This window comes from Vibrio sp. 947 (genome assembly GCF_033339115.1).
Taxonomy (GTDB): Bacteria; Pseudomonadota; Gammaproteobacteria; order Enterobacterales; family Vibrionaceae; genus Vibrio; species Vibrio alginolyticus.
This window is the reverse complement of sequence record NZ_JAWOTX010000026.1, coordinates 25,055-44,711: the sequence shown is the minus strand read 5'-3', so window position 1 is coordinate 44,711 and position 19,657 is coordinate 25,055. Positions and strand designations below refer to the sequence as shown.

Sequence of the window (19,657 nt, the reverse complement as noted above, 5' to 3'; positions counted from 1 at the left end):
GAATCCTATCCGCTATGAGTATAAAAGGGAGGTAAAACTCTATCCCTAACGGAAATCATAGTATGAATGCGAGCCTGCCGAAACTCGACGACCTTGACCGCGCAATATTAAAAACACTGATGGCTGACGCCAGAACGCCCTACGCAGAAATGGCAAAGCAGTTCGATGTCAGCCCTGCCACTATCCATGTGCGTATCGAGAAGATGAAGTCGGCTGACATCATCGAAGGAACGGAGGTGATCATCAATACCAAAAAGCTTGGCTACGATGTGTGCTGCTTTATTGGTATTAACCTCAATGCAGCTCGTGATTACCACTCCGCGTTAGAAAAACTCAACGCGCTCGACGAAGTCGTTGAAGCCTACTACACCACGGGCGCGTATAACATATTCGTCAAATTGATGTGCAAATCGATTGAAGAGCTGCAATTTGTACTGATCGACAAGCTGCAAGCCATTGATGAGGTTCAGTCCACGGAGACATTGATATCGTTGCAGAACCCGATCAACCGCAACGTAAATCCGTAAAATTTTTTATAAAAAATGTACAAAAAAGGCCAACCGTTCGGTTGGCCTTGATGTTTTTTGCTCAATTTACGCCGCAATACCCGAATGGCGCAACAGTGCATCGATTTGTGGCTCGCGGCCACGGAAGCGCTTAAACAGCTCCATTGGCTCTTCACTGCCCCCCATTTCTAGGATGTTGTTCAGGAAGCTTAGACCCGTCTCTTTGTTGAAGATGCCTTCTTCTTCAAAGCGAGAATACGCGTCTGACGACAGCACTTCAGCCCACAGGTAGCTGTAGTAACCCGCACTGTAGCCACCAGCAAAAATATGACCAAAGCTGTGTGAGAAACGCGCCCACTCAACCGCAGGAACTACCGCGACTTTCTCTTTCACTTTCGCCAGAGTTTCCAGTACACGCGCACCCACTTCTGGGTCATATTCAGTGTGAAGCGTGAAATCGAACAAGCCGAATTCTAGCTGACGCAAAATACCCATCGCAGATTGGAAGTTTTTCGCTGCGAGCATTTTGTCTAGCATCGCTTTCGGTAGCGGCTCACCTGTCTCATAGTGACCAGAAATGAACGCCAGCGCATCCTCTTCCCAACACCAGTTTTCTAGGAACTGACTTGGTAGCTCAACCGCATCCCAAGGCACGCCATTAATACCTGAAACAGCACCTGTATCAACTTGCGTCAACATGTGGTGGATTCCATGACCAAACTCATGGAATAGCGTCACGACTTCATCGTGCGTGAACAGTGCTGGTTTGTCGCCTACAGGACGGTTGAAGTTACACGTTAGATACGCAACCGGCGTTTGCAGCTCGCCAGATAGCGTAACGCGACGACCACGACAATCATCCATCCACGCGCCGCCACGTTTGTGTTCACGAGCGTAGAGATCTAGGTAGAAGCTGCCACGGAGTGTGCCTTCAGCATCAAAGATATCGAAAAAGCGCACGGACTCATGCCAAGTGTCTACGCCTTCGCGCTCAGTAACGGTCATGCCAAACACGCGGTTTAGCACTTCAAACAGACCGCTCACGACTTTTGACTCTGGGAAGTATGGGCGCAGTTCTTCATCCGAAATTTGGAACAGGTGCTGCTTTTGTTTCTCGCTGTAGTAAGCGATATCCCAAACGTTCAGCTCTTCAACACCAAACTCACTTTTCGCAAACTGACGTAACTCTTCGACTTCACGTTCACCTTGCGGTTTCGCTCGTGTCGCTAGGTCATTCAGGAAGCCCAGCACTTGATCCGGCGTTTCAGCCATCTTTGTTGCTAACGACTTTTCACTGTAAGTATTGAAACCTAGCATACGTGAAATTTCATGGCGCAGTTTTAGCTGCTCAGTCATGATTTCTGAGTTATCCCATTTGCCTGCGTTTGGACCGCGATCAGAAGCGCGCGTCACGTACGCTTCGTACACTTCTTTACGCAACTCTTGGTTATCGCAGTACGTCATGACAGGTAGGTAAGATGGGATATCTAGCGTAATGAGGTAACCATCTAACTCTTTTGCTTCTGCGGCAGCTTTCGCTGCTGCCAGCGCCGATTCTGGCATACCTGCTAGGTCTTTCTCGTCTGTGATGTGCTTGGTCCAACCCATGGTGGCATCCAGCACATTGTTAGAGAATTTAGAGCTCAGCTCAGACATACGTTTGCGGATCTCGCCGTAACGGTGCTGCTCATCGGATGGCAAACCAATGCCTGATAACTCGAAATCACGCAGTGCATCAGTGATGGTTTTCTGCTGGGCACGAGTTAACGTTGCAAATTCTTCGCTCGCTTTGATGGTTTTGTACGCTTCGTACAACCCTTTGTGCTGACCAACCCAAGTGCCGTACTCTGACAAAATTGGTAGGCAACTTTCGTAAGCTTCACGTAGCTCTTCGCTGTTCACTACCGAGTTCATGTGACCCACTGGCGACCAGATGCGGCTTAAGCGATCATCCGCTTCTTCAATTGGCGCAATCACACTGTCCCAAGTTGGGTGAGCGTTGTCTTGTAGAACTTCATCGATTTTTGCTCGGCAGTCAGCAATCGCTTGCTCAACGGCAGGCTTGATGTGTTCTGGTTTAATTTGAGAAAACGGAGGTAGGTCCGTAAACGTCAGAAGAGGATTAGACATGAATAATTCCTTTTGTGTTTTGACTCTGTGATTGCCTGTCTATTTTGTGTAGATAGGCCAACTCAATGTACAGACGAGCCAGCAACATGGATTGGGGGAGCTCCGTTCCCTTTCTCTATGCCGCGATGACCATCATATAGTCAACCAGCGCTACTCTGTCCTTGAGTCTTGTTATACCTAAATGAAATTGCACACCCTTTTGAGTGCGAGAAACTCACCTAGTTCAATTCGATTACCAATAGTAAGTGTGGGTGACTTAAAGAAATTTCAATAGCGTCCCCGTATCAGAGGAACAGATTTGATTGGAAGTTCTACATCTTTAAGTTACTTGCGTATAATACCGCCATAGAGTGAAAATCACAGACCACACTCAGCCAAAGAGTGTTTCGAGAGTTTAATTTGTTAAGTTACCGCCACAGCTTCCACGCTGGCAACCATGCCGACGTGGTCAAACACATCGTTCAAAGCCTCATTCTTGATGCGCTGAAACAAAAAGATAAGCCATTCGTTTATCACGATACCCACTCGGGTGTGGGCCGTTACGATCTGACTCACGAATGGTCTGAAAAAACGGGCGAATACAAACAAGGCATCGCACGTATTTGGGATAACCCAAGCATTCCTGAAGACATCAAAAGCTACATCGATGCCATTAAAGTGCTCAACAACGGCGAGAAGCTGCGTTACTACCCAGGCTCACCACGTGTAGCGCGCGCGCAAATCCGCCCACAAGATCGCATGGTGCTGACCGAGTTGCACCCGGCCGATCACCCATTGTTAGAGCAAGAATTCCATCGTGATCGCCAAGTGAGCATCTTCAAAGAAGACGGATTCCAACGCCTCAAAGCAAGCTTACCGCCACAAGAACGTCGTGGTTTGGTGCTGATTGACCCACCATACGAACTCGCGAAAGAGTACCGCGATGTGGTGCGAGCGATTCATCAGAGCCATAAACGTTGGGCAACCGGTATCTACGCAATTTGGTACCCAGTGGTAAACCGCCACGACATCGAAGATATGATCGAAGGCTTGGAAGCACTGGGTATTCGTAAAATTCTGCAAATCGAGTTAGGTGTTGCACCCGATACCAACGAGCGCGGCATGACGGCATCCGGCATGATTGTGATTAACCCGCCATGGAAACTGGAAAGCCAGATGAAAGAGATTCTGCCATTCCTGCAAGACGCGATCGCACCAGCAACTGGCCACTGGAAAGTGGACTGGATTGTGCCAGAGTAAGCACTTCAGTACTGCTATCTTCAAGCGCAACGATATTCTCGTTGCGCTTTTTTATGCTCTCACCTTCTCCCTCCAGTCGTGCTTATTCTTCTTTTTGTGCCTCTCATCGCTATTTGTCATAAGTATTGTCGCTTTTTCCCATTTAGGAATTAGTCGAATTCGATTTATGATAGTGGGATAACGGTGGCATTGAGTTCGGACAAGGTCATCCCAATCTATCTATGTACCAGATAAAATTTATAAGCTCTTGGAGAAAGTAATGGCGACTCATTTTGACTATATCTGTATCGGTGGCGGCAGTGGCGGCATCGCATCTGCAAACCGTGCGGCGATGTACGGCGCGAAAGTTGCGCTAATCGAAGCTCAAGACCTTGGCGGTACCTGTGTCAACGTAGGTTGTGTACCGAAAAAAGTGATGTGGCATGGCGCGCAAATCGCAGAAGCAATGAACCTGTACGCAGAAGATTACGGTTTTGATGTCGACGTGAAAGGTTTCGACTGGAGCAAACTGGTTGAGAGCCGTCAGGCATACATCGGTCGTATTCACCAATCTTACGATCGCGTTCTTGGCAACAATAAAGTAAACGTGATTAAAGGCTTTTCTAAGTTTGTTGACGAAAAAACTGTCGAAGTAAACGGTGAACACTACACAGCAGATCACATCCTGATCGCGGTTGGTGGTCGTCCTACTATTCCAAACATTCCAGGCGCTGAATACGGCATCGATTCAAACGGCTTCTTCGACCTAGCAGAGCAACCAAAACGCGTTGCGGTTGTTGGCGCAGGCTACATCGCAGTTGAAATTGCTGGCGTACTGCACGCGCTAGGTACAGAAACGCACCTGTTCGTACGTAAAGAGTCACCACTGCGTAGCTTCGATCCAATGATCATCGATACGTTGGTTGAAGTGATGGACGCAGAAGGTCCAAAACTGCACACCCACTCTGTACCAAAAGAAGTGGTAAAAGAAGCCGATGGCAGCCTAACTCTGCACCTAGAAAACGGTGAAAGCCAAAACGTTGACCAACTGATTTGGGCAATCGGTCGTCACCCTGCGACAGACGCAATCAACCTAGCGTCAACCGGTGTGGCAACGAACGAAAAAGGCTACATCAAGGTAGACGAATACCAAGAAACCAACGTGAAAGGCATCTACTGTGTAGGTGACATCATGGAAGGCGGTATCGAGCTAACGCCAGTAGCAGTGAAAGCGGGTCGTCAACTTTCTGAGCGTTTGTTCAACAACAAACCAAACGCGAAGATGGACTACGATTTGGTACCAACTGTGGTATTTAGCCACCCACCAATCGGCACTATCGGTCTAACGACGCAAGAAGCGGAAGAGAAGTACGGCAAAGACAATATCAAAGTCTACACGTCTGGCTTTACGGCGATGTACACCGCCGTTACTAAGCACCGTCAACCATGTAAGATGAAGCTTGTATGTGCGGGCGAAGAAGAAACGGTTGTTGGTCTGCACGGCATCGGTTTCACGGTAGATGAAATGATCCAAGGCTTCGGCGTAGCAATGAAGATGGGCGCAACCAAAGCAGACTTCGACTCTGTTGTGGCTATCCACCCAACGGGCTCAGAAGAGTTCGTAACGATGCGTTAATTACGCGCTAATCGCATTGCTGATTTCAGCGAATCATTTGAAAAGGTCATCTTAGGATGACCTTTTTTTGTTATCCCATGCTTAACTCGCATTCTCTAATAATGTGCGAATAAACTCGGCTTTAATAGCACTCTCCTGCTTACCATCATGAATCAGACACAAGTCTGCACGCAGTGATTCTTTCAGCTTGATAAAACGAATCCCATGCCAATGATGCTGAGAAAACGTCGACGGCACCAACGTCACGGTATTGCTGTTTGCCACATACGCCATCAAGGTGCTTGGCTCCACCACTTGTTTGCCAATATGGGGTGAAAAGCCTTCTTGCAGACAGGCATTGATGATGAAGTTTGCCGAAGCAGAATTCGCCAAACTCATAAACGCAAACTCACACGTCTTTAAATCTTGGAGCCGCAGCAAAGATTTGCTGGCTAACTCATGTTGCTCCGACACTGCTACCACAAACACATCTTTGCCCAAAGATACCGACTGATACGGATAAATGTTGAGTGCATCAGCAAAACGCACAATGCCCACATCGATTTTCTTCTCGCTCAGATGCTTCTTTTGCGTCTCTGGGTTAAGGTCAAAAATGTCGGCGTGATAAGTGTCATGCTCAGCATGGAAGCGCTGTAACAGACGATCAAATCCGCCCCAAAATGCGCTACTTACCACACCAACTCGCAAGATATTTCTCTGGTTCAACCCCACTTGCTGAACTTGATTGAGCGAGACATCCAAGGTCTGAAAAATCAGTTGGCATTTGGACTCCAACAATCGCCCGGCCTCCGTCAGCATGACGTTTCTTGAATCGCGCTCAAACAGTTTGACGTTAAGCACCTCTTCCAACTCTTTGATGCGATTGCTCAACGGCGAATTGGTGATATTGAGATTCTCGGCCGCCTTAGTGAAATGCTTGGTTTGTGCGACCTCGTAAAAGTAACGCAGCATCTTCAGCGTCACACGCTCGAATGGTTCTGACTTCATGCATTGAGTCCTAGCGAATTTCATCATCCTCTTTTTAAGGATGATAGTAGCGAATAAAGCAAAGATAACCAGCGCAGAAAGTCACACAGTGGAATCAACACACAACCAGAAGGTGACTAACATGAATCACGATCCAGTAATCGGCGCACTACAAACCATTCGCGAACGCAAACCAAACTTCCAACCTAAAGCGGCGTTTATTTTAGGCTCTGGCTTAGGCGTATTGGCAGACGAACTACAAGACAAAGTGGTCATTCCATACGAAGAGCTCGAAGGCTTTCCGGTTAGCACCGTGCAAGGCCACTCTGGTGAGTTGGTACTTGGTACCATGGGCGGCGTAGACGTAGTGTGCATGAAAGGTCGCGGTCACTACTACGAACACGGCTCAATGAAGGTCATGACCACGTCCGTGCGCACCTTTAAAAAGCTGGGCTGTGAGTTTCTGCTCGTCACCAACGCGGCAGGCTCCCTTCGCCCTGAGCGTATTGATGTCGGTTCTCTGGTGGTATTTCATGACCACATCAACACCATGCCTGAATCGCCAATGATCGGTCCGAATGATGAAGAGTACGGCCCGAGATTCTTCAGCCTCGCCAATGTCTACGACAAAGACCTGCGAGCAGAAGCGTTTGAAGTCGGCAAAGCCAATGGCATTCACCTGAATGAAGGCGTGTTTGTCTCTTACACAGGCCCCAACTTTGAGACCGCAGCCGAAATCCGCATGATGCAAATCATCGGTGGTGATGTGGTGGGCATGTCGGTCGTGCCAGAAGTGATTTCTGCGGCGCATTGCGGCTTACCCGTATTGGCAGTGTGTGCGATCACCAACATGGCAGAAGGCTTGGGAGATGTAGAATTGTCTCACGCCCAAACATTGAAGTGCGCGAAGCTAGCCGAAGCAGATTTCATTCGCTTTATTAAGCGCTTTATGAAGCATCACTTCTAAAGCCGTTTCATTCCAAAAGCAAAAGGGTCATCAAGTAACTTGATGACCCTTTTTTGTGTCACGTTTTCTAACGTTCGGGGGTATTTCGGAGCCGTTTGTGCGTTTTACTTAACTGCACGAACCAATTCAGCAATGCCTTCCCAATCGCCGTTGTCCATCATTGCGGTTGGCACCATCCAAGTACCGCCACAAGCTACAACCGATTTCAGCGCTAGGTAATCTTCCACGTTGGATGGACTTACGCCACCTGTTGGCATGAATTCAACTGGGTAAACCGCCGTGAGTGCTTTCAGCATGCTTACGCCGCCTGATGGCTCAGCAGGGAAGAACTTCAACGTACGCAGACCCATTTCCATCGCTTGCTCAACCAAGCTTGGGTTGTTTACACCCGGTACGATAGTCACGCCACGTTGCTGACAGTATTTCACTGTGGTTGGGTTGAAGCCTGGGCTAACGATAAAGTCCACGCCCGCTTCAATCGCGATGTCCACTTGCTCTGTTGTCAGTACTGTACCAGCACCGATCAGCAGTTCTGGGTACGCTTCACGCATAATGCGGATCGACTCCGCCGCCGCTTCAGTGCGGAATGTCACTTCCGCACATGGTAAACCGTTTTCTACCAACACTTTTGCCAGTGGCAGAGCGTGTGCTACGTCGTTGATTGCGATAACTGGGACGATTTTGATTTCTCTTAATCGTTGTTCAAGTGTTGTCATGGGGAACCTCTAAAGAATAAAGCTTAATGTTGCGACGATAATAAACGCGATACCGCCAAGTAACGTTTCCATTACCGTCCAAGTTTTTAATGTGGTTTTCTCATCCATCTCAAGCAGACGAGATACCAACCAGAAACCAGAGTCATTGAAGTGAGACAGTACCGTTGCACCACCCGCAATCGCGATTACGATAAAGCAAAGGTCGAGTTCACTCAAACCTGTTGATGCTGCCACAACTGGCGCGATAAGAGCCGCCGTGGTGGTTAGCGCTACGGTTGCCGAGCCTTGAGCAACACGCAGACAGGTTGAAATCACAAACGCCGCCACAATCACAGGCATACCTGTGTCTGTAAGAACGTCAGCCAGTGCATCACCAATACCGCTTGAGCGCAGTACGCCGCCAAACATGCCACCTGCACCCGTTACTAGGATAACACCACAGATAGGAGCCAATGACTCACCACATAATTTTTCTAGTTTTGCCATGCCGTAGTCTTTGGCAAACACAGCCAGACAGACAATCAAAGTGATCAGCAACGCAACTGGGGTTTTACCTAGCATGCGTAGGAACTCAACCAGTGCCGTTTTGCCATCAATCACACCCGCAACCGCCAGTGTGTTCAATACCGTATCCAAACAGATTAGCAGGACTGGCAGCACAAGGATGGTCATAACCGTGCCAAATTTTGGTGCGTTGCGCTCATCCACCATCGCTTCGCCATTAAAGAAGGCTTTAGATAGTGGGATATCGAATTTTTTGCCCGCGTACAAACCAAATAGGTAAGCGCCAAGGTACCAAGTTGGAATAGCAACCAGAATACCCACCACCAATAGCAGACCGATGTTTGCGCCAAGGAATTCTGCCGCTGCAACCGGATCTGGGTGTGGTGGAACAAACGCGTGCATAACCGCAAAAGCACCGGCTGCTGGCAACGCGTATTTAATTGGTGAGCCACCAAAACGAGCCGCCACACTTAGGATGATTGGCATCATCACTACAAGGCCTGCATCGAAGAAGATTGGGAAGCCAAACAGTAATGAAGCGACGCCCAAAGCAAATGGTGCGCGCTCTTTACCAAAGCGACCAATCAAAGTGTCTGCCAGCACTTTCGCACCGCCAGTCACTTCAAGAATTTTACCGATCATCGCACCAAGACCAACCAGCAATGCCACGGAAGCCAGAGTACCGCCGAACCCACCCATCATGGTCGATACGACTTTCTCTGAAGGAACGCCAGTGGCGATTGCCGTACCTAAACTCACCATAGTAAGGGAAGCAAAAGCATGGACTTTCAGTTTAATGATCAGAACGAGTAACGCTGCAATGGCAAGGCCTGCAATCGTCAGTAGGAACGTAGGATCTGGGGCTTGGGTTAATTGCTCCATAGGTTCACCTTTAAGAATTATTGTTTGTGTTATGGTTCACATTTATTTCAGTTACCGGTAACATGTTACCGATAACATGAATAAGATAAACCCATATTTTAAAGTGAATTCAAAAATTGAGATCACGCGCAAATTTGGTTATGAGGATAAGTTATGGCTGGTAGTAGTGTCATCGTTATGGGCGTTTGTGCTAGTGGTAAAAGCACAATTGGTGAGCATCTAGCGAAAAAGCTAGGGCGTAAATTCATTGATGGTGATGATCTTCATCCACGAGCGAACATTCAGAAAATGGCATCGGGCCAGCCTCTGAACGATGATGATCGCAAGCCATGGCTAGAACGCATTCGTGATGCGGCGTACAGCCTAGAAAGCAAAAACGAACACGGCATTATTGTCTGTTCAGCACTGAAAAAGATTTACCGCGATCAGATCCGCGAAGGTAACAACAACGTGACCTTCTTGTTCCTTGATGGCGATATGGAGTTGATCCTTAATCGCATGCGTATGCGCAAAGGCCACTTCATGAAAGAAAACATGGTGAAGAGCCAATTCGAGACACTAGAGCGCCCAGACAACGAGCCTCAAACTCTGATCGTCAGTATCGACGGAGACATCAGCGACGTGGTGGAACGCTCTGCTACTGAGCTAATCAAAATGCAAGCGATCGAGGTGGCGTAATGACTCACTCTGTTGTTATTGAGGTCACACAACGCTTGACCGAGCGCAGCCGCGAAGCGCGCGCTGCCTTTCTTGCTCGCACCGAAGTGCAAGCCGAAGCGGGCAAAGGCCGCGTTGGTTTATCTTGTGGTAACTTAGCCCATGCAGTCGCCGCTTCTTGCTCTTCTGAAAAGAAAAATATTCTCGATTTTACTCATGCCAATGTCGCGCTGATCAGCGCCTACAACGACATGTTGAGCGCCCACCAGCCGTACCAAGATTACCCAGTGCAAATCAAACAAGTGCTGGCGGACTACGGCCATACAGCGCAAGTCGCAGGTTATGTGCCAGCGATGTGCGATGGGGTAACTCAAGGTCAAGCAGGCATGGATATGTCGCTGTTTTCGCGTGACTTAATTGCGCAATCAACGGCGTTGTCTTTGAGCCACAATGTCTTTGATGCCACATTACTGCTTGGTATCTGTGACAAAATCGCCCCGGGGCAACTGATGGGCGCGCTGTCTTACGCGCATCTACCGACTGCGTTTGTACCAGCGGGGCTGATGGCAACAGGCATCAGCAATGAAGAGAAAGTCGACGTGCGCCAAAAATACGCAGCGGGTGAAGTCGGCAAAGACGCTCTGCTGGATATGGAGTGTCGCGCTTACCACTCTGCGGGGACGTGTACGTTTTACGGCACAGCCAACACCAACCAGTTGGTGTTCGAAGCCATGGGCTTGATGCTGCCAGGTTCGGCATTCATCCATCCCCATACCCAACTGCGTAAAGCGTTAACCGATCACGCCGCTCTGAAAATCGCCTCAATGACGGCGGGTTCTGCACACTTCCGTCCGTTGGCAGAAGTGGTCACAGAAAAGAGCTTGGTCAACGGCATCATCGCTCTACTTGCATCTGGCGGCAGCACCAATCACACCATTCATATGATCGCCGTGGCACGTGCTGCTGGCATCTTGCTCACGTGGCAAGACATCAGCGATCTTTCGGATGTGGTTCCTTTGTTAGCTCGCGTTTACCCGAACGGCCCAGCCGATATGAACGCGTTCCAAGACGCGGGTGGCGTGCCTGCGTTATTGCACCGCTTGAACCAATCCGGGCTTTTGCATCGCGATGTGAAACCCGTGTTTGGTGAATTTGAAGACCAAATGACGCTACCGAGTCTTGTCGATGGACAACTGACTTGGACACCGTGCCAAGGCAGCCAAGACGGTGACGTGATCGCCAAACCGGACGCCACTTTCCAAAACACTGGCGGCACTCGCGTACTGACTGGCAACTTGGGCAAAGCCGTGGTGAAAGTGTCTGCGGTGAAAGAAGAGCAACGCGTGATTGTGGCACCAGCGATCGTATTCCAATGCCAACACGAAGTGGAAGCCGCGTACAAACGTGGCGAGCTGAACAAAGACTGCATCGTTGTGGTCACACACAACGGCCCAGCGGCAAACGGCATGCCTGAACTGCACAAGCTGATGCCAATTTTAGGTAACGTGCAAAAAGCGGGCTTTAAAGTGGCGCTAGTGACTGACGGTCGTTTATCTGGCGCGTCAGGTAAAATTCCGTCTGCGATTCATGTTTCTCCAGAAGCCATTCGTGGTGGCGCGATTGGTTTAGTGCGCAACGGTGATTTGATTCGCCTTGATTGTCAAACGGGCGAACTGAACAACTTAAGCGACACCACTGGTCGCGAGTTGATTCATTTCGATACCGAATCGACCCAACAAACTTGGGGACGAGGCTTGTTTAGCGTGATCCGCCAAAACGTATCGAGTGCAGAAGAAGGCGCAAGCTTTATTGTTTAAGGCGAGAAGAAAGACCTCGTCGTTCCGACGAGCCTAGGCGAGATCAGGAATTTAATATCAACGTGCTGTGAAGACAGAGAAAACACCTCTGCCACAGCACTTTTTTGTTGGTAGATTCTGAATCACGCTCGTCCCTCGCTGTTCAGAATGACGAGCTTTGGGATTGGCCTCAGTTCTTTCTAAAAAACGAATGAATCCGTCATTCCGGCGAGCCTAGGCGAGATCAGGAATCTAATATCAACGAGCTGTGAAGCCAGAGAAAATCCCCTCTGCCACTGCACTTTTTGTTGGTAGATTCTGAATCACACTCGTTCCTCGCTATTCAGAATGGCAAGCTTTGGAGTTGGCCTCGGTTCTTTCTAGAAACGAATGAATCCGTCATTCCGACGAGCCTAAGCAAAATCAGGAATTTAATATCAGCGTGCTGTGAAGCCAGAGAAAACCCCTCTCCCACAGCACTTTTTGTTGGTAGATTCTGAATCACACTCGTCCCTCGCTGTTTAGAATGACGAGCTTTGGGATTGGTCACTGCTCTTTCTAAAAAACGAATGAATCCGTCATTCCGACGAGCCTAAGCAATATCAGGAATCTACTATCAAGGTGCTGTGAAGCCAGAAAAAACACTTCTGCCACTGCACTTTTTGTTGGTAGATTCTGAATCACGCTCGTCCCTCGCTGTTCAGAATGACGAGCTTTGGGATTAGCCTCAGTTCTTTCTAAAAAACGAATGAATCCGTCATTCCGACGAGCCTAGGCGAGATCAGGAATCTAATAGCAAAATGCTGTGAAGTCAGAGAAACCCCCTCTACCACAGCACTTTTTGTTGGTAGATTCTGAATCACGCTCGTCCCTCGCTGTCCAGAATGACGAGCTTTGGGATTGGCCACTGCTCTTTCTAAAAAATGAATCCGTCAGTTCGACGAGCCTAGACGAGATCAGGAATCTACTATCAACGTGCTGTGAAGCCAGAGAAAACTCCTCTACCACTGCACTTTTTGTTGGTAGATTCTGAATCACACTCGTCCCTCGCTGTTCAGAATGACGAGCTTTGGGATTGGCCACTGCTCTTTCTAAAAAATGAATCCGTCGTTCCGACGAGCCTAGGCGAGATCAGGAATCTACTATCAACGTGTTGTGAAGCTAGAGAAAACTCCTCTGCCACTGCACTTTTTGTTGGTAGATTCTGAATCACGCTCGTCCCTCGCTGTTCAGAATGACGAGCTTTGGGATTAGCCTCAGTTCTTTCTAAAAAACGAATGAATCCGTCATTCCGACGAGCCTAGGCGAGATCAGGAATCTAATAGCAAAATGCTGTGAAGCCAGAGAAAACCCCTCTTCCACAGCACTTTTTGTTGATAGATTCTGAATCACGCTCGTCTCTTGCTGTTCAAAATGACGAACTTTAGGATTGGCCTCTGTTCTTTTTAAAAATGAATGAGTCCGTCATTCCGACGAGCCTAGGCGAGATCAGGAATCTAATATCAAGGTGCTGTGAAGCCAGAGAACCCCCCTCTTCCACAGCACTTTTTGTTGGTAGATTCTGAATCACGCTCGTCTCTTGCTGCTCAGAATGACGATATCTAGCATTCAGTAAATTACATCAAGCGGTCTTCATCACTACGACCGCAGCAATCACCACAAAGATACCAAACCAGCCGATTGGTTTGAGTTTCTGCTTAAACAGCAAGGCTCCACCCACTGCGGTACCCAAGATACCGATCGCACCCCAAGAGGCATAAGCAATGGCTAAGTCGATCTCTTTCACCGCTTGTGCCAACAGCGTGAATGCTGTCAGTACCAACACAATCGCCGCAATGCCCCAGCCTTTATATTTAAAACCTTTTGAGCGTGTCAGAGCCATATTGGCCATGATATCGACCAAGGCAGCCATCACGACAAATCCAAATGACATCGTAAAAAATTGACTCATGATTCGCACCTTGTACTAGTAGAAAATGAACGTTCTTTTGCCGATTTATCGGCATTTTTCTTGGCGTGAGGTTGACCATGTGATTCCCCTAAGGTCACACACACAATGCCAACAACGGCTAACATCAAACCAAACAACTCTTGATGGTTTAAGTTGGCATCAAAGGCGATGATCGACACCACGGTGATCAACGAGATACCTAACCCTTCCCAGACAGCGTATGCCACACCGATAGATATTTTCTTCGCGGCAAATGCGAGGAAGTAGTAAGAGATTGCGATCAGCACATACATTACGATGTAGCCCCACCACCCGTGCCCTTGTCCGATAAGAGACATAGTGCTGGTGCCAGCCACTTCGGCAACGATGGCGAGCAATAAAAATAGACGTGCAACTAGCATGATTAATCCTCCATCAGAAATTAAAAAAATGCATAACGGAGAATGGTGAATGCCGCGTACCTGTATCGACATTCAAAAAGTTAAAAAGATAAAAATGAGCCACTTCTCCTGACTATTTGAGATAAGGTTAGCGCTGGGTAGGAAAAAGAGACAGGTAATTGAGATATTCATTTTTGAATATCTTAAGAAATAAGTTGTCTATGTAATCACACAACATTGATAAGGTTAAAGCATCTGCTCTCTCATTCAGCGGATGCCATCAGGTGACGTCACTGCGTAAAAATCAGCGGCGTATTGAGGGTTTGTCGCACCACTTTATGTAGGTGTCTGTGCAAAGGATGGTTGCGGTTGGTTTGAAGGAAACCGCCAGAGACAACAAACTGGCTAAACTCACGATTAACGGGTGGCATTGCGTAAGAGGCGAGTTCTGGCATCAACAATGCCGAGCTTTGACTGGCATACATAATCGCGTCGGTTTCTTGCAACATTTGGCAAGCCAAACGCAAATTATAGGACTTCAGTAACACTACTGGCTCATACCCCATGCGTCGATACTCGGACTCCACGGTACAAAGCGGTTTATATGACGCGGGCGCAGGCAAAGAGACAAGTGGTAGTTTGGACACCGTGTCCCAATCATTGCTGACTTTCGACAACGTTGGGTGGTTTTTGCGCGCCAAAATCACTCGTTTTTCAACGAATAACGGGCGCATGTAAATGTCTTTCGACAGCTCGGTCTCTTGGTCAAGAATGCAGTAATCGTGCTCGCCTTCTAACATTTCATCGTGCGAGTAAGTATTCCAGCTGGAAAAGGCAAAGTGCGCTTTGGGAAAGGCTCGATGACAACCAGTGAGCAGTCGCTGCCCTTGTTCATCCATCAAATAAGGGTCAGTTACAATCGCGATCTGCCCTTGGTATTGCAGCGGGTCGAACACTTCAAATTCTTGCACCACTTTTTCCAGTGGTGCAACCATATTGTCGAACTCGGCGGCGAGACGAATCGCCATGGGTGATGGCTCTACCCCATGTGCTTTACGCACAAAAAGCGGGTCATCAAACACTTGCTTCAACTTCATCACGCCGCGGCTGGCGCTCGGTTGAGAAATGCCAAGCTGCATTGCGGCCAGCTTGATGCTGCGGTTTTCCACCACGGCTTTTAATAAACGCATTAAGTTGAGATCCAATGCATCCAGCTGATGTGCCATACCCTAACCTACCAATACCATTGATGAGCGAATACAAAGAGCAGTTAACAATTAGTTAAACACTCTCTCCCGACGTGATCTGATACCCCATATCGAAGACTTTTTCTTCTTGCGTTTCGCCTTTCAGGCGCGCAATTAATAGCTCTGCGCTCTTTACACCAATTTGGAAACGCGGCGTATCAACGCTGGTCAGTTTCGGGCTGATGGTTTGACCGATATCCAGCGCGTTATAGCCCGCCACTGCCAATTGCTGTGGAACTTGAATGCCACGTTGCTGCGCACTCAGCATGGTGCCAATTGCGATGTCATCGTTGGTACAGAACACCCCATCGAGCGTTGGGTGCATTTCCAGTGCGCGTTCGAGCAAATCATGCGCTAAAGAAAAACTAGAATGATCACCAGTTAATACATGTTTGGGTTCTAGCCCTGCTTCTGTCATCGCGCGATCGTAACCTTGCATCCGCAATTTGGTTCGCGTATCCAGACGCGCGCCAAAATAGACGATTGTACGCTTCCCCGTATCTAGCATCTGCTTAACCACGGTGTACGACGCATCTTCATGATCGAGTCCAACCGCCATATCAATCGGCTCCGATGGCAGTTCCATGGTTTCGACCACCGGAATGCCAGCATTTTTGATCATCTGTAATGTACGCGGCGTGTGATGGCTTTCAGTTAGAATAAGCCCATCGACTTGATAAGAGAGTAATGACGCGATCTTGCGCTCTTCTTCAAGCTCATCGTAGCTAAAATGCGCTAAAAGCGTCTCATAGCCATTGGCTTTGGTCACCATCTCTATGCCCTGAACAAAGGAAGCAAAAATTTGGTTGGACAAAGACGGCAGTAAAATACCAATGGCTTTACTGGAGGACTTTGACAACATCGCCGGTGCACGGTTTTCGATGTAACCCATCTCTTCAATCGCAGTCGCAATCTTGGCCCGAGTCTTTTCTGCCACCGATTCAGGGTTACGCATATAGCGTGAAACGGTCATCTTCGTGACGCCAACCTGGTCTGCGACATCCTGCAATGTCGTACGAGTTTTCTTATTCTGTTGAGCCATAAATATGTGATTTATCAGTAATGTTACAAGTAACATTATGACGAATAGACTCTCTGCCGACAAGCTCAGTGAAAATAATTCGCAAAATCATGACGTTATTACTCCATTAGCCATCAAATTGCGTTTCATGGATTGTGAATCAAAACCGAATAAATAAATGACATTTATATCAAAGTTCTTATAAAATGCCGTACCTAAAAGAATAAGACATTAGTCACAGTGCAGTTAGGCTCTAGCGAAACCCAGATTTACTACCACCTGCTTGATCTGGACGACTCCCAAAAGCAGCAATACCTCCAAGCATTGCAACGAAGTCAACCTGAGCTGTATCGACAACTCGTTCCTCTTTTAGCCAACGAGACACCGGAAGAACAACTAACGCAGTTACTTTATTTTGGTGCTCATCAGGCTACGAACCAAGACGTCGATCTAAGCGGAGAAATCATCAGTAAGTACCGCCTAACTCATGAGTTGGGGCGTGGTGGCATGGGTGTCGTATACGCAGCTCTACGTGCAGATGAAACGTTCGAGCAAGATCTGGCTATCAAGTTTATTCAAAGCAATTTGAGCAATGTGTTAGGGCAACGCGCACTCTTCGATGAAGCTCAACTTCTCGCGCGTCTAAACCATCCTTACATCGCGAAAGTGTTTGACGGCGGTCTCCATCAAGATTCGGTTTACATCGTGATGGAGCGGGTGTTTGGTCAAACTTTGGATGAGTATCTATCTGAAAATAAGCTAGAAAAAACGGAGAAGCTGCTGTTGTTTAAGCAGATCTGCCAGGCGATGGAGCACGCCCACCAGCACCAGGTTTTGCATGCCGATCTAAAACCAGAAAATATACTGATTGATCGTAGCAAGCGTCCCAAGCTGCTTGACTTCAACTTGACTCAAAAAGCGCACTCCAACCGAGAAGATTCACCCTCAGCGCTGATTGCGTTTAGCCAAAATTTTGCCAGCCCAGAGCAGCAAGCAGGACAGGTTCTAACAGAGCAAAGCGACGTGTACTCCTTAGGCAAAATTCTCGCTTTGATGTTTCCATCACCAACAATTTGGTCTGATGTTTACTGGGTGATAAGGCGCGCAACGCGTCCTGCCACTCAAATGCGATATATCAATGTTCGAGCATTGCGCATTGATATCGAACGAATTATCGAACGCCGTCCAATCGAGCAGAAAAAAAACTGGCCATTGTATAGCGCCTTTCGCTTGGTACAACGACGTCCCCTTGCTTCGGTATTGTCAGGCATCATTGTGCTCTCTGGTGTGTTATTTGGCAGCGCCATGATGCAAAAGAATATCCAGCTGCAACAAGAGAAGAAGATTGCAGAAGATATGATGTACGAAATGACTCGCCTCATCTTCCACGCGAAGGGGCAAAATGTCGAACATCTCTCAGTTAACTCCATGATGGAGTTAACACGAAGGCGGATACTCTCTAACCCAGATATCCCCAAACATATAAAACAAAAAATGTTGTTGGCGATGATGACACCGGTGCCAGAGAAGCACCTAACTACACCAATGAGTTGTCAGCCAAATTGTGCGTCTAAGGGCAGCACCAACCAATAAGGCTTAAAACAAGATGTATACACGTTCAGTGGTATTTTGGCTGTCTGCATTGACGGCTACGTCCACGTTGGCAGCAGACGTTTCAGCTGCCACTTCACACCCACCAGCTTCAACCTTGAAGCAAGGCTACTTTATCGACGCCCCAGTGACTGGCCTGTATTACAAAACCAGTTCCAATATCACTGGCGTCACTCAGCAAGGAGCATTTCATTACCAACCCGGTGATGTAATTAGCTTCTTCCTTGGTAACGATGATAAAGGTTATCTGCTGACGACCTTATCAAGCCAAGAAGTGCTGACGCCGACGATGGCGACAACCAAACCTAGCCGCAGCATCAATATGACGCGTCTGCTGCTTTCTCTCGACAGCACGCCTGAGAATCGTGAGGAAATTGTCCTAGCAAACCGTGTGCTGTCTGATCCTCACTTTCAAAGCCAGCTCAAAGGCCTTGATCTCAATTACCTAGATGACGCTAAACGCTACCTCAATCTCGATTGGGTATCTGTCAATGAGGCGATTGAGCACCTAAACGAAAGCCAGCAGTACATTGAAAAAAATTTTTCCTCTGATGAGATCATTTTTGAACCTCGCGACATGACGTTCAAAAACATCGTCATCAAAAAGAAGGATTGGCAAGGCCGCGCTTGTGCTTACGATCTACGCTATCAGCATCATCCCAAATATCGTCCTCCTATTGGTGAAACTCGATTCACCATCACCAAAGACTCATTGATTGAATACCCAAGCATTGGCGATCATTTTCAAGGCTGCTTCCTCTCGATGAAACGCCCTATCACGGAAGATGTCGTCGAACCGATAAGCAAGTTTGCGGATTGGTTTAATATCGTTGGTTGTTCAATCACAGGGTGCACCCGCAACGACTTGAATGGCTTTTCTCTCGAAGACTTCGATGATGAAGGCGACTGGAAGTACCGATCCGTTGCCCTCAATTTTGATCCGAGCACCGAGTTATTGATGGAAAAAGTACAAGGTCTCGGGCGTAAAAAAAACATCCAACACAATAACCGCACAGAAATGCTCTGGTTTACGTATCCCAATACTAGCGAACACGATATTGACTACCTCGGTGTGTGGCAGCAAACAGAATACCACCAACAGTCCATGACACAATCGTGCCTATTGATGCGCCATCAACAAGTCATGCGACTGCCGCAAAATACGGACACCTGCCCAACCGATATAAGCCTGTACACCCAAGATGTTACCCGCGAATTTTCCGACATGTGGTGGGTCAACAATAGCGCCCCCAAAGCCGAACTCGCGCAAATGAACGTCATGGTACGTTGGTCAACAACCCCATCCGAAATCAATTACACCACCTGGGAATACTTGCCAGCTGGTGCAACTTGGGAGCAAGGCATTTTATATCGCTATCAACAAAATGTTCTGCGCAACCAAGACGGCTCTGATCGCATTGAAACCCACACCATTTCTGAATTTGTCAAAGTGAGCGAGGATGTATAAC

General features: G+C 48.0%; 16 protein-coding genes. 8 read left to right on the top strand and 8 right to left on the bottom strand.

The features are described from left to right. The first annotated feature begins 62 nt into the window (after positions 1–62). Positions 63–527: a transcriptional regulator AsnC gene (asnC, locus tag R7Q39_RS24080; RefSeq protein ID WP_005389595.1), complete on the top strand. Its 465-nt coding sequence runs from the start codon at positions 63–65 to the stop codon at positions 525–527. Between the two features lie 66 nt (positions 528–593). On the opposite strand, the gene prlC is transcribed toward asnC, so the two are convergent. Then, complete coding sequence (prlC, locus tag R7Q39_RS24075; RefSeq protein ID WP_262662994.1) at positions 594–2,636, bottom strand: oligopeptidase A; 2,043 nt, start codon at positions 2,634–2,636, stop codon at positions 594–596. Positions 2,637–3,035: 399 nt separating this feature from the next. On the opposite strand from prlC, the gene R7Q39_RS24070 reads away from it, so the two are divergent. Beyond that, on the top strand, positions 3,036–3,875 hold the full coding sequence (locus R7Q39_RS24070; RefSeq protein ID WP_005379158.1) for a 23S rRNA (adenine(2030)-N(6))-methyltransferase RlmJ: 840 nt from the start codon (positions 3,036–3,038) through the stop codon (positions 3,873–3,875). A gap of 259 nt (positions 3,876–4,134) precedes the next feature. Beyond that, the gene (gene gorA / locus R7Q39_RS24065; protein WP_318076975.1) at positions 4,135–5,490 is read left to right on the top strand and encodes a glutathione-disulfide reductase; all 1,356 of its coding nucleotides are present in this window, start codon (positions 4,135–4,137) and stop codon (positions 5,488–5,490) included. An 81-nt stretch (positions 5,491–5,571) separates the two neighbouring features. On the opposite strand, the gene R7Q39_RS24060 is transcribed toward gorA, so the two are convergent. Beyond that, positions 5,572–6,477, bottom strand: a complete 906-nt coding sequence (locus R7Q39_RS24060; RefSeq protein ID WP_005379156.1) for a LysR family transcriptional regulator — start codon at positions 6,475–6,477, stop codon at positions 5,572–5,574. A 121-nt stretch (positions 6,478–6,598) separates the two neighbouring features. Here R7Q39_RS24060 and xapA point away from each other — a divergent pair, with 121 nt between their 5' ends. Beyond that, positions 6,599–7,423, top strand: a complete 825-nt coding sequence (gene xapA / locus R7Q39_RS24055) for a xanthosine phosphorylase (RefSeq protein WP_318076974.1) — start codon at positions 6,599–6,601, stop codon at positions 7,421–7,423. A gap of 104 nt (positions 7,424–7,527) precedes the next feature. Here xapA and R7Q39_RS24050 read toward each other — a convergent pair whose 3' ends face one another. Together R7Q39_RS24050 and R7Q39_RS24045 are read right to left on the bottom strand one after the other, a co-directional pair. After that, positions 7,528–8,139, bottom strand: a complete 612-nt coding sequence (locus R7Q39_RS24050; RefSeq protein WP_005379148.1) for a bifunctional 4-hydroxy-2-oxoglutarate aldolase/2-dehydro-3-deoxy-phosphogluconate aldolase — start codon at positions 8,137–8,139, stop codon at positions 7,528–7,530. Positions 8,140–8,148: 9 nt separating this feature from the next. Next, positions 8,149–9,525 carry a GntP family permease gene (locus R7Q39_RS24045; RefSeq protein ID WP_318076973.1) on the bottom strand — a complete coding sequence of 459 codons (1,377 nt, stop codon included), beginning with the start codon at positions 9,523–9,525 and terminating at the stop codon, positions 8,149–8,151. 153 nt (positions 9,526–9,678) lie between these two features. Between R7Q39_RS24045 and R7Q39_RS24040 the strand changes: the two genes are divergently transcribed. Then, positions 9,679–10,203 carry a gluconokinase gene (locus tag R7Q39_RS24040; protein WP_047103696.1) on the top strand — a complete coding sequence of 175 codons (525 nt, stop codon included), beginning with the start codon at positions 9,679–9,681 and terminating at the stop codon, positions 10,201–10,203. After that, complete coding sequence (gene edd, locus R7Q39_RS24035; protein WP_318076972.1) at positions 10,203–11,999, top strand: phosphogluconate dehydratase; 1,797 nt, start codon at positions 10,203–10,205, stop codon at positions 11,997–11,999. Before R7Q39_RS24040 ends, edd begins: the two co-directional genes overlap by 1 nt. Positions 12,000–13,599: 1,600 nt before the next feature. Here edd and R7Q39_RS24030 read toward each other — a convergent pair. The 4 genes from R7Q39_RS24030 to R7Q39_RS24015 all read right to left on the bottom strand — a co-directional run bounded on the left by R7Q39_RS24030 (position 13,600) and on the right by R7Q39_RS24015 (position 16,598). Continuing rightward, positions 13,600–13,929: an SMR family transporter gene (locus tag R7Q39_RS24030; RefSeq protein WP_005478614.1), complete on the bottom strand. Its 330-nt coding sequence runs from the start codon at positions 13,927–13,929 to the stop codon at positions 13,600–13,602. Then, a complete protein-coding gene (locus tag R7Q39_RS24025) occupies positions 13,926–14,330 on the bottom strand; it encodes an SMR family transporter (protein ID WP_213869990.1) in 405 nt (134 codons plus the stop codon). Before R7Q39_RS24025 ends, R7Q39_RS24030 begins: the two co-directional genes overlap by 4 nt. Positions 14,331–14,599: 269 nt before the next feature. Next, the gene (locus tag R7Q39_RS24020; RefSeq protein ID WP_005379132.1) at positions 14,600–15,535 is read right to left on the bottom strand and encodes a LysR family transcriptional regulator; all 936 of its coding nucleotides are present in this window, start codon (positions 15,533–15,535) and stop codon (positions 14,600–14,602) included. Between the two features lie 55 nt (positions 15,536–15,590). After that, positions 15,591–16,598: a substrate-binding domain-containing protein gene (locus R7Q39_RS24015; protein ID WP_005379123.1), complete on the bottom strand. Its 1,008-nt coding sequence runs from the start codon at positions 16,596–16,598 to the stop codon at positions 15,591–15,593. A gap of 219 nt (positions 16,599–16,817) precedes the next feature. Between R7Q39_RS24015 and R7Q39_RS24010 the strand changes: the two genes are divergently transcribed. Together R7Q39_RS24010 and R7Q39_RS24005 are read left to right on the top strand one after the other, a co-directional pair. After that, complete coding sequence (locus tag R7Q39_RS24010; RefSeq protein ID WP_318076971.1) at positions 16,818–18,170, top strand: serine/threonine-protein kinase; 1,353 nt, start codon at positions 16,818–16,820, stop codon at positions 18,168–18,170. Between the two features lie 13 nt (positions 18,171–18,183). Next, positions 18,184–19,656: a chromosome partitioning protein ParA gene (locus R7Q39_RS24005; protein ID WP_318076970.1), complete on the top strand. Its 1,473-nt coding sequence runs from the start codon at positions 18,184–18,186 to the stop codon at positions 19,654–19,656. Position 19,657 lies beyond the last annotated feature (1 nt).